The 9,486-nt window shown below is 74.0% G+C and carries 7 protein-coding genes; 2 read left to right on the top strand and 5 right to left on the bottom strand.

What is annotated here, in order from left to right; translation table 11 throughout:
- Positions 1–96: 96 nt before the first annotated feature.
- The 3 genes from AB0958_RS43110 to AB0958_RS43100 form a co-directional block, all read right to left on the bottom strand.
- Entirely contained in the window at positions 97–2,076 is a 1,980-nt protein-coding gene (locus tag AB0958_RS43110; protein WP_366895958.1) for an ATP-binding protein, read from the bottom strand.
- Positions 2,073–2,732 carry a DUF4255 domain-containing protein gene (locus tag AB0958_RS43105; protein ID WP_366895957.1) on the bottom strand — a complete coding sequence of 220 codons (660 nt, stop codon included), beginning with the start codon at positions 2,730–2,732 and terminating at the stop codon, positions 2,073–2,075. Before AB0958_RS43105 ends, AB0958_RS43110 begins: the two co-directional genes overlap by 4 nt.
- Before the next feature lie 123 nt (positions 2,733–2,855).
- Positions 2,856–3,506: a response regulator transcription factor gene (locus tag AB0958_RS43100; RefSeq protein WP_366895956.1), complete on the bottom strand. Its 651-nt coding sequence runs from the start codon at positions 3,504–3,506 to the stop codon at positions 2,856–2,858.
- Between the two features lie 439 nt (positions 3,507–3,945).
- On the opposite strand from AB0958_RS43100, the gene AB0958_RS43095 reads away from it, so the two are divergent.
- Entirely contained in the window at positions 3,946–6,672 is a 2,727-nt protein-coding gene (locus AB0958_RS43095; RefSeq protein WP_366895955.1) for a LuxR C-terminal-related transcriptional regulator, read from the top strand.
- Positions 6,673–6,682: 10 nt separating this feature from the next.
- Here AB0958_RS43095 and AB0958_RS43090 read toward each other — a convergent pair whose 3' ends face one another.
- Positions 6,683–7,918, bottom strand: a complete 1,236-nt coding sequence (locus tag AB0958_RS43090; protein WP_366895954.1) for an amidohydrolase — start codon at positions 7,916–7,918, stop codon at positions 6,683–6,685.
- A 160-nt stretch (positions 7,919–8,078) separates the two neighbouring features.
- Here AB0958_RS43090 and AB0958_RS43085 point away from each other — a divergent pair, with 160 nt between their 5' ends.
- Entirely contained in the window at positions 8,079–8,321 is a 243-nt protein-coding gene (locus AB0958_RS43085) for an antitoxin (RefSeq protein ID WP_366895953.1), read from the top strand.
- 12 nt (positions 8,322–8,333) lie between these two features.
- Here AB0958_RS43085 and AB0958_RS43080 read toward each other — a convergent pair whose 3' ends face one another.
- Complete coding sequence (locus AB0958_RS43080) at positions 8,334–9,272, bottom strand: MIP/aquaporin family protein (RefSeq protein WP_366895952.1); 939 nt, start codon at positions 9,270–9,272, stop codon at positions 8,334–8,336.
- Positions 9,273–9,486 lie beyond the last annotated feature (214 nt).

Genomic DNA, 9,486 nt, shown 5'->3' with positions numbered 1-9,486 from the left:
CTCCAGCTTCGCCCACTGCGCATTCGTCAGATCGTGCCTCCCCACGAAGTGGATCTTGACACATCAAGATCCACTTCTGAAACGCACCCTAGCGGTTCACCAGCTCCCGGGCACCAGGCGGCCCGCCTTGCGGTACTCGCGGCGGGCGCCTTCCAGGAGGTCGGCCGCGCAGACCCGCTCCGCACGGCCGGCGGCCAGATAGGCGGCGGTCACCACCGCGCTCCGGATCGAACCGCCCGCCAGCTCGAAGTCCCGGGCCAGCGGGCGCAGGTCCATGTCCTCCTCGCTCGGGACGTGCGCCAGCCCGTGGTGCCACAGGGCCAGCCGCTGCTCCTCGTCGGGGAACGGGAAGTCGATCACCAGGTCGAGGCGGCGGGTGAAGGCCTCGTCGATGTTGGCCCGCAGGTTGGTGGTCAGCAGCGCGATGCCGTTGAAGGCCTCCAGGCGCTGCAGCAGGTACGCCGACTCCAGGTTGGCGTAGCGGTCGTGGGCGTCCTTGACCTCGGAACGCTTGCCGAAGACGGCGTCGGCCTCGTCGAAGAGCAGCACGGCGTCCGTCCGGTCCGCCTCGGTGAAGATCCGCTCCAGGTTCTTCTCGGTCTCGCCGACGTACTTGTCGACGACGGAGGAGAGCTGCACGACGTAGAGGTCCAGGCCGAGTTCGGCCGCCACCACCTCCGCGGACAGCGTCTTGCCCGTCCCGGACTCCCCGGCGAACAGTCCCAGCACCCCGCGGCCCCGGCCGCCGCCGGCGCTCAGCCGCCAGTCGCCGAGCACCCGGTCGCGGTGCCGGGCCCGCAGCGCGAGTTCCCGCAGTTCGGTGAGCGGGCGTTCGGGGAGCACCAGGTCCCGCCAGTCGACGGCGGGCCGGATCCGGCGGGCGTGCTGTTCGAGCCCGGACGCCGACTGCTGGCGGGCGGCGAGCCGCAGGTGCCCGGCGGCCAGCGGGGTTCCGTCGAAGGCGGCGAGGTCCCGCGCGGCGCGGGCCGCGCGGGCGAGCCGGTCGCCGCCCAGGTGGTACGGGGCGACGGTGGCCGCGAGGTCGAAACCGAGGTCGGCCGGCAGGGCGGCCGCCCAGGCGTCCAGGGCGGAGGCCTGCCGGGAGGGTACCTCCAGGACGAGGGGGTCGCGGTGGTCGCACCACTGGGGGTCGTAGGGGCGGGCGGCGGTCAGCAGTACGGTGACGTCCCCGGCGGCGCCCAGCGCCCTCACCAGCGGGCCGGGGTCGGCGCCGGCCTCGACGAGCAGCGCCCGCCTGCTCAGCCGCGCCTCCAGCAGCAGCCCGGGGACCTGTTCCTCGGTCGCCGCGGTACAGCGCCAGGCGGCCGTCCCCGCGTGCAGCAGCGCCGCCACCGCACACCCGAGCCCCTCCCCCTCCCGCCGCTCCCGCAGATAGACGAACCCGGCCCCTCCCCCGGCCCACCCGGCGAGCCGCCGCACGAACTCCGCGCCGCCGTCGTCACGATCGGGCGCGAACTCGTCGTACGACGGCTCCCGCAGCAGTCCGGACAGTTCCGGGGCCGGGGTGTCGTCGCCCAGGAGGTGGGCCAGCACCCGGTCGGGGACGCGCAACGAGCGGCTCAGGAAGGGACGTTCGGGTTCCTCCACGCTGAGCAGGCCGAGCGCGGTGAGCGGGGCGCTCGGATGGAACCGGGCGCGGGCCGCGGCGAGGTGGGCGGGGACACCGTACAGGTCGAGGGCGAGACCGGTGGTGGCGCGACGGCGGCCGACGTCGTCGTTGAGGTAGCCGTACAGCGGCTCGAAGGTGCGGTCCAGGTCGGGCGCGAGGGCGATGAGGAGGATCGCGGCGTCGAGGTGGGTGAGGCGCAGGCGGGTGGCGAGTTCGGCGAGCCGGTCCGGGAAGTCCTCGCCCAGGGAGGGCAGTTCTGCCGGTTCCGGCGCCGGGCTCAGGAGGTGCCGTACCGCCTCTTCGGAGAGGTAGAGCCCGCGCAGCGGGTCGGTGGCCGTGGGGTCGCCGGCCGAGCGGTGCTCGACGAGGGCGGCGGTCCGCTCGCGCAGGCCGGCCAGCCTGGCCAGCAGCGGGGCGACCGGCTCCAGGGAGACGTCCAGGGTCACGCGCGCCCCTTCCGGGCGGCGCGGGCCTCGGCGACCTGGCCGGGCCGGTGCGCCCGCTCCTCCAGCACCGGGGCGGTCTCGTCCAGTCCGTCCCGTACCCGGACGGCGGCGCCCTCGGTGACGGGCGGCCCCGCGTCGTACTCCGGGTAGGCCGGGAACGGTGCCGTGATCACCACGTCCAGGGACGGCTTCAGCTCGCCGCCGAGCGCCGACCAGATCTCGGCGAGGGAGCGCGCCTCGGACTGGATGCCGGCGCAGGACAGCGGGACCGTCAGCCCCAAGGCGCCCAGCGATCCGGGCAGTTCGGAGGGATGGATCAGCTCCCTCGGGATCAGGGTCGCCAGCACCGCGCTGATCAGCCGGTGCTCGTCCTCGGGCCGCTTGGTCCACGCCGTCACCAGGTACGACAGCCGGAACCAGCGGGGCGGCTGGCGGCGCTTGACGACGACGTCCCGCTCGTCGCGGATGTCGATGTGCCCGCGCTGCCGCCGGTTCACGTCCTCCCGGATGTCGTACAGATAGGTGTTGATCACGGGGCCGTTGCGGCGCGCCGACCAGTCCCGGGTCGGCGCGTCGAAGGAGACGTCGATGCCGGAGCCCTCCAGCGCGCCCCCGGTCAGCAGGTTCCGCAGTACCTGGTCCACCTCGTGGATCACGCCGAACTCACCGCTCCCTGCTCACTGACGCCCACCCTCCATCCTGCCGCCCGCCGGGGGCGCCCCGCAGGCACCGCCGGGCAGACCGCGCTGCCCCGGAGCCGGTGCCCGCTGCCCGTTCGGTCAGATGTAGCCTTCACGGAGGGCATGGGCCACGGCGTGGGCCCGGTTGCGCAGATGCAGTCGGGTCGTCAGCCCGTGCATGACGTTCTTGACGGTGCGCTCGGAGTAGGACAGCTTGCTGGCGATCTCACCGGTGTCGAGCCCCTCGGCGACCAGCCGCAGTACGTCCACCTCGCGGGCGGACAGTCCGGACGCCGGGGCGCCCGGACGCCCGGCGGCGTTACGGTGCAGCGTGCCGACCTGGTTGATGAGCCTGCCGAGCAGATCGGCGGGCAGGTCGCCGTCGCCCCGCGCAGCCGCCAGCACCGCCTGGGCGACCCGGAGTTCGGTGGCCTCGTGGCGCCATACGATGGCGCCCACCCCGCACTCGATGACGTCGAGCAACTCCGTCTCGCGCAGCGCCCCGACGACGAGCACGGCCCGCGCGCCCTCGCTGCGCACCACCCGGCGCAGCCTGGTCAGCACCGGTTCGTCGAGGCCGTCGCTGATGAGCAGCGCGACCGTGCCGGGGCCGCCCTCGGACTCCTCGCGGACCTCGATCTCCGGGTGCCGGCGCAGCTGGCTGAGCGCGCCCTCACGGGAGATGGGGTCCGGTGCGTACACGGTGACGGGCGTGCGCCCGACCGGCGCAGATGAGCTGTGGCTGGGCAACCGCTTCCCCTATGGACACGTGCCCGTCACCCCTGAGGGAACGGTGACAGGCGGGATTACTCCAGCCTGCTGTGACCAAAGGGGCAGGGACAATCGTGGACCACCACGACAGGGACCACGAGATGTGCGGCGGGGTGAGGGCCGCAGGGGGTGGTGTTTCGGCCGCGGGTGCGTGGTGGCTGGTCGCGCAGTTCCCCGCGCCCCTGAAAAGCAGGTGGGTGCACTGGTCCCACCTGTCTGGGGGCGCGGGGAACTGCGCGAACGACCCCCACCGGCCCGCGGCCGAACCACGACCCCGGCGCCCCGGTGACATCCACAACCCGTATCGATTGTGCCGTCCACGCAACAAACCCCGCCCCACCCGCGGCCCTCCACAACCTGTCCCATCCCCACCGCCTCTAACCCTCAGAACCCACCAGCGCACCGCGAGGAGCCAGGAATGACCCATCCGTCCCCTGAACTCGCCGACGCCATCGCCCTCCTGGCCGAGGAAGCCGAGCGCACGCGGAGCGGCAGCGGCCGGCTCGTGCTGCTCCGGGGCGCCACCGGAACCGGCCGCACCACCGTCCTGGAGGCCGCCGCCGCCCAGGCGACCGCCCTCGGCCTGCGCACGCTCCGCGCCCGCTGCTCCCCGGCCGACACCCCCATCTCCTTCGCCACCGTCCTGCAACTCCTCGGCGCGGTACCGGAGTTCGCGGACCTCGCGGTAGACGGCGACGAGCGGTCCACCGCCGCCGGACTCTGGCGGCTGCTGCGCGCCTACGCCGACGCCTCCCCCCTCCTCGTCTGCGTGGACGACGTGCACCTCGCCGACGCCCCCTCGCACCGCTGGCTGGTGGAGTCCGTACGGCACATAGACCGCTTACCGATCCTCCTCGTGGTCAGCGAGCGCAGCCAGTACGACCTCGACCCGCCCACCCCCGGCTTCGCCCACACCCTCCCCCCGGCGCTGGTCCGCACCCACACCCTCGCCCCCCTCACCCCCGCGGCCGCCGCCGCCCGGGTGCGCGACCGGTTCCCCGACGCACCCGGGTCCTGGGTCGACGACTGCGTGCACGCGGCGGCCGGCAGCCCCCTGCTGCTGCGCGCCCTCCTGGACGACCTGAGCACCGCCCGGCACCCGGAGGTCCCCGAGACGACCGCCGCCCTCTACCCCGGCGCGTACCCGGCGGCCGTCCGCTGGTGGCTGGACAGCGCGGGTCCGGCCACCACCGAGGTCGCCCGCGCCCTCGCCGTCCTGGAGGAGAACCCCGGCACCGGCCTCCCCGACAACGAAGTCACCCCGCTCCTCGCCGAGCTGGCCGACGCCGATCCCACCCGGGTGGCCGGCTGGCTCACCGCCATGACCAACCTCGGCCTGCTCACCCTCGGTCCCGACGGCCGTCCGCACTACCCGCACCCCCTGCTGCGCGACGCGGTCCTCGCCGGCGTCCCCGCGACCCGCCGCCGCACCGCGCACCGGGCCGTCGCCGAGGCGATGCTGCGCCAGGACGCGCCCGCCGAGGCCGTCGCCCGCCGGCTGCTGTCGACCGGGCCGGTGGGCGCCTCCTGGGTACCGCCGCTGCTCCAGGACGCGGCGGCCCTCGCCCTGTACGAGGACCGCGCCGAGGACGCCGTCGCCTATCTGCGCCGCGCCCTGGAGGAACCCCTCGCCGACGACCACCGGCAGCGGCTGCTGACCGAACTGGGGTCACTGGAGTACGCGGCGCCCAGCTCCTCCGCCGCGATACCGCGGCTCGCCGAGGCGGTCCGGCTGCCCGCCACCCCGCAGAACCGGGTGCGTGCGGCCGTCGCCCTCGGTACCGCGCTGACCGGCCGGGGCCGCACCCGCAAGGCGGTCGAGCTGCTGCGGTCCGTGGACGGCGAGCTGACCGGCCGCCCCGACCTGACCCGGACCCTGCACACCGCCTCCGTGCTCCTGTCCGACCAGGACCAGGAGGTACGGCAGGAGCTGTACCGGCGGCTGTCCGAGACCGCCGACCGCTCCCCGGAGCTGGTCGGCACCGCGGGCCGGGCCCTGCTCGTACGGCACTCGGCGTCCGCCGGGCTCACCTCGGCCCGGGAGGCGATGCGGGAGCTGCGCACCCTGCTCGCCGCACCCGCCGACCCGCTCACCGAGCCGTTCCTGGTCGGTACGGCGGCCACGGTCGCCCAGTGGGCCGACGAACTCGACGAGGCGGAGCGGCTGGTGGACCGCGGCCTGGCCGGGCAGCGCCCCGACCTGCTGCACCCCATGCACCAGGCCCTGATCAACTGCCGCACGGACATCGCGGCGGCCCGTGCCGACCACACCCGCCCGGTCGTCGTCCCGGAGTCGCTCGCGCCGACCAACGCACACGCGCACCTGCTCGTCGCCCTCGTGGAGACGGGCCGCACCGCGCGGGCGATGGAACTGGTCGCCGGGCTCGACCTGCGGGATGCGGCGGACTCCTGGGAGCTGAACCGGTTCCTCTACGCGCGGGGAGTGGTGCGGGCCGCCGCCGGCGACCCGGCCGCCGCGCTGCTCGACTTCCTGGAGTGCGGGCGCCGCCAGGTGGCCCGTGAGGTGGTCAGCCCGCTGGTCACCCCCTGGCGGACGGCCGCCGCCGAGTGCCGGCTGGCGCTCGGCCGCCCCCTGGAGGCCATCGCCCTCGCCGAGGAGGAGCTGCGGCTGGCCCGCGTCTGGGACACCCCGCGCACGGTGGGCCGGGCGCTGCGCGTCCTCGGTAAGGCCACCGGTGGCCGGCGCGGCCTGGAACTCACCGAGGAGGCCGTACGACTGCTGCGGGACGCCGGTCCGGCCGGTACCGAACCGGCGCTGGCCCTGCTGGCGCTCGGCCGCCAGCTGGCCGCCGCCGGCGAGGCGGCCCGCGCCCGCGACTGTCTGCGGGAGGCCGCCGGACTCGCCGAACGGCTGGGCGCCGTACGGCTGGTGGAGCTGGCAGAGGGGAGCCTGCGGGAGGGCGGAGCCCGGTCGCCTCGGCGCCGCACCGGCGCCGCCTCTCTCACGGGCAGCGAGCGCCGGATCGCGGAACTCGCCGCCGAGGGACGCACGAACGTGGAGATCGCAGCGCTGCTCCACCTGGCCCGCCGCACCGTGGAGACCCATCTCACGCACACCTACCGCAAGTTGGGCATTCGCCGGCGCACGGACCTGCGCCCTGCCCTGGACCAGGGGCCCCGGTGAAGCAGGGGTGTCAGGGGGTCAGCCAGTGGGCCGCCGCCGCGAGCAGCGCCCGTACGCCCGTCTCGATCGTCGGGTCGGGGACGGGGGCGAAGTGCGGGGAGTGGTTGGAGGGGATCTGCGGCGGGATGCCGTCGCGGACCAGGGCCTCCAGGTCGACGTCCGCGTAGAGCGCCAGGTCGGTGCCGCCGACGAACCAGAAGACGGAGGGCGCGCCGAGGGCGGTACCGAAGGCGCCGAAGTCCTCGCTGTTGGGCACCGGCGACGTCAACTCGAAGGTGGCCCCGGGGAATTCGGCGGCCAGCGCGGTCTGGACGGCCTCGGTCGCCTCGGGGTCGTTGTGGGTGACCGGGAAGGAGTCGACGGGGACGATCTCCGGTTCCCGCGGCGCGGCGGAGGCGGCGGCCTCGGCCCGGACGATCCGATCGACGGCCGCCAGCACCCGTTCCCGTACGGCCGCTGTGGTGGACCGTATGTTGATCTTCAGTTCGACGCTGTCCGGGATGATGTTGTCCTTGGTCCCGCCGTGGATCGAGCCGACCGTGACGACGGCCTGCTGGCCCGCGGCCACCTCCCGGGAGACGACCGTCTGCAACCGCAGCACCACGGCGGCGGCCAGCACCACCGGGTCGACGGTCGCCTCCGGCGTGGACCCGTGCCCGCCCCGCCCGAACAGCGTGACCCGCAGGCTGTCCGCGCCCGCCATCAACGCCCCGGCCCGGGTCCCGACCAGACCGGCCGGTGCGCCCGCCACGTGCTGGGCCAGGCACACGTCCGGCCGCGGGAACCGGTCGGCGAACCCGTCCGCGAGCATCTTCGGCGCCCCGCCCACCTCCTCGGCCGGCTGGAACACCGCCACCACCGTCCCGCGCCACCCGTCCCGCACGGCGGCCAGCTGCCCGGTCGCCCCGAGCAGCCACGCCACGTGCATGTCGTGCCCGCACGCGTGCATCACCCCCTCGTTCGTCGACGCGTACGGCAGCCCGGTCCGCTCGGTGACCGGCAGCGCGTCCATGTCGGCCCGCAGCAGGACGACCGGACCGTCCCCGTTGGCCAGCACGCCCACCACCCCGGTGCCGCCGACCTCTTCGGTGACCTCCCAGCCCTGCGCCCGCAGCCGCTCGGCGACCAGGGCCGCGGTCCGTACCTCCTGGAAGGACAGCTCCGGGTGCGCGTGCACGTCCTCGTACAGTGCGCGCAGCTCGGGCAGCCGCTCGCGCAGACCGGTCAGGAGGGGACTGGTGCTCATGGCGTGTCTCCAGGGGTGAAGGGGCCGCTCGACCGTCGGGTCCCGGATCGGCATCTGGCTCGTGACGGTACTTCACGTGCTCGCGCGCTCCGTTCACGCCCTCGCCGGTGCCTCAGGCGCCGTCTTGCCCGGACGGGCCGTCTCCGGTGACGATTCCGGCATGTTCGATTCACTCGGCGGACTCGACGGACTCAAGGACCTGGCGGAGAAGGCGAAGGACAAGGCCGAGGACATCGCCCGGCAGCACGGCGATGTCCTCGACAGCGGCCTGGAGAAGGCCGGCGACCTGATCGACGAGCGGACCGACGGCAGGTACGCCGAGCAGATCGACACGGGAGTCACCAAGGCGCAGCAACTGGTGGAGCGGCTGGGCAGGCAGGCGGAGCCGCCGGCGGATTCCTGACCGCCCCGGCCGTCAGCCCTCGTCCACGGTGGGCCGGGTGCGTCCGGGCTCGGGCAGTTCACCCCGCTGGAGCCGGGCGTGCAGCACGTCGCCGATGAACAGGTCGTAGACGAGCACACCGATCACGCCGCCGACCAGCGGACCGACGATCGGAATCCACCAGTAGCCGCTGAACCAGGCCCCGTCCCCCGGGAACGCGTAGCTCTTCCACCCCGCGAACCAGGTGAGCAGCCGCGGCCCGAAGTCACGGGCGGGGTTGATGGCGTAGCCGGCGTTCGCGCCGTAGGACATGCCGATGGCGGCGACGACGAGGCCGATGATGAACGGCCCGAGGTTGGCCCCCACGGCCGTGTTGCGCAGGTCGATGACCGCGACGATCAGCATCACGAGGAAGGCGGTACCGACGATCTGGTCGATCAGCGGCCCCCAGGTCCCGCCGTGGAAGTAGGGCGCCGGGAAGGTCGCGAAGATCGAGAAGGTGGCCTCGGTGTGCCCGCCGACCTTGGGCGGTTTGGACGCGGCGTCGAAGGCGCTGATCGCGTCGTGGTAGACGAGGTAGACCAGCGCGGCACCGGTGAGGGCGCCGAGCACCTGCGACACCCAGAAGGGCACCACTTTCGCCCAGGGGAACCTGCGGCGCACGGCGAACGCGAGGGTGACCGCCGGGTTCAGGTGGGCGCCGCTGACGCCGCCGGCCACGTAGACGCCGAAGGTGACGGCGAAGGCCCAGCCCCAGGTGATCAGGAGCCAGTCGCCGGCGGCGAGGAAGATGGTCGTGGGCGTCGCCGCGCGCCCGGACCCGGGCAGTGCCGCGACGGCCGTGGCCACGACACCGCACCCGAACGAGATCAGGACGAACGTCCCGAGGAACTCTGCCAGGCACTCACCGAACAGGCCTCCACGGCTTCTCAGCCGGGAGGGCTTGAGGAGCGGAGGAATTTCCACAGCCATCGCTGGCCCCCTTTAGCCATCGCCGGCTCCCGGCGGGGAGCAATCAGGCCGAACACCATTTTGGCTTACAAGTGATGTTTGCGCAGATTTGCCGGAACGGCGCGGCGATGGGGGCCGACGGGGGGTGCCTCTATGTCCTTCGTCAAGGCACCCCCGTCGGGTTTGGGGTGATTGGGGCTTGCTGGGGTCATGCGGCGAGTGCAACGTCCGCGGG

This window comes from Streptomyces sp. NPDC006655 (genome assembly GCF_040703965.1).
In the GTDB taxonomy this organism is placed as follows: Bacteria; Actinomycetota; Actinomycetes; order Streptomycetales; family Streptomycetaceae; genus Streptomyces.
This window is presented reverse-complemented; position numbering and strand designations above follow the sequence as displayed.

Excerpts from the sequence above, each read along its gene's own strand:
- AB0958_RS43080 (WP_366895952.1), bottom strand. The coding sequence starts at position 9,272 with ATGGCTGTGGAAATTCCTCCGCTCCTCAAGCCCTCCCGGCTGAGAAGC.
- AB0958_RS43090 (WP_366895954.1), bottom strand. The coding sequence starts at position 7,918 with ATGAGCACCAGTCCCCTCCTGACCGGTCTGCGCGAGCGGCTGCCCGAG.
- AB0958_RS43085 (WP_366895953.1), top strand. The coding sequence starts at position 8,079 with ATGTTCGATTCACTCGGCGGACTCGACGGACTCAAGGACCTGGCGGAG.
- AB0958_RS43095 (WP_366895955.1), top strand. The coding sequence starts at position 3,946 with ATGACCCATCCGTCCCCTGAACTCGCCGACGCCATCGCCCTCCTGGCC.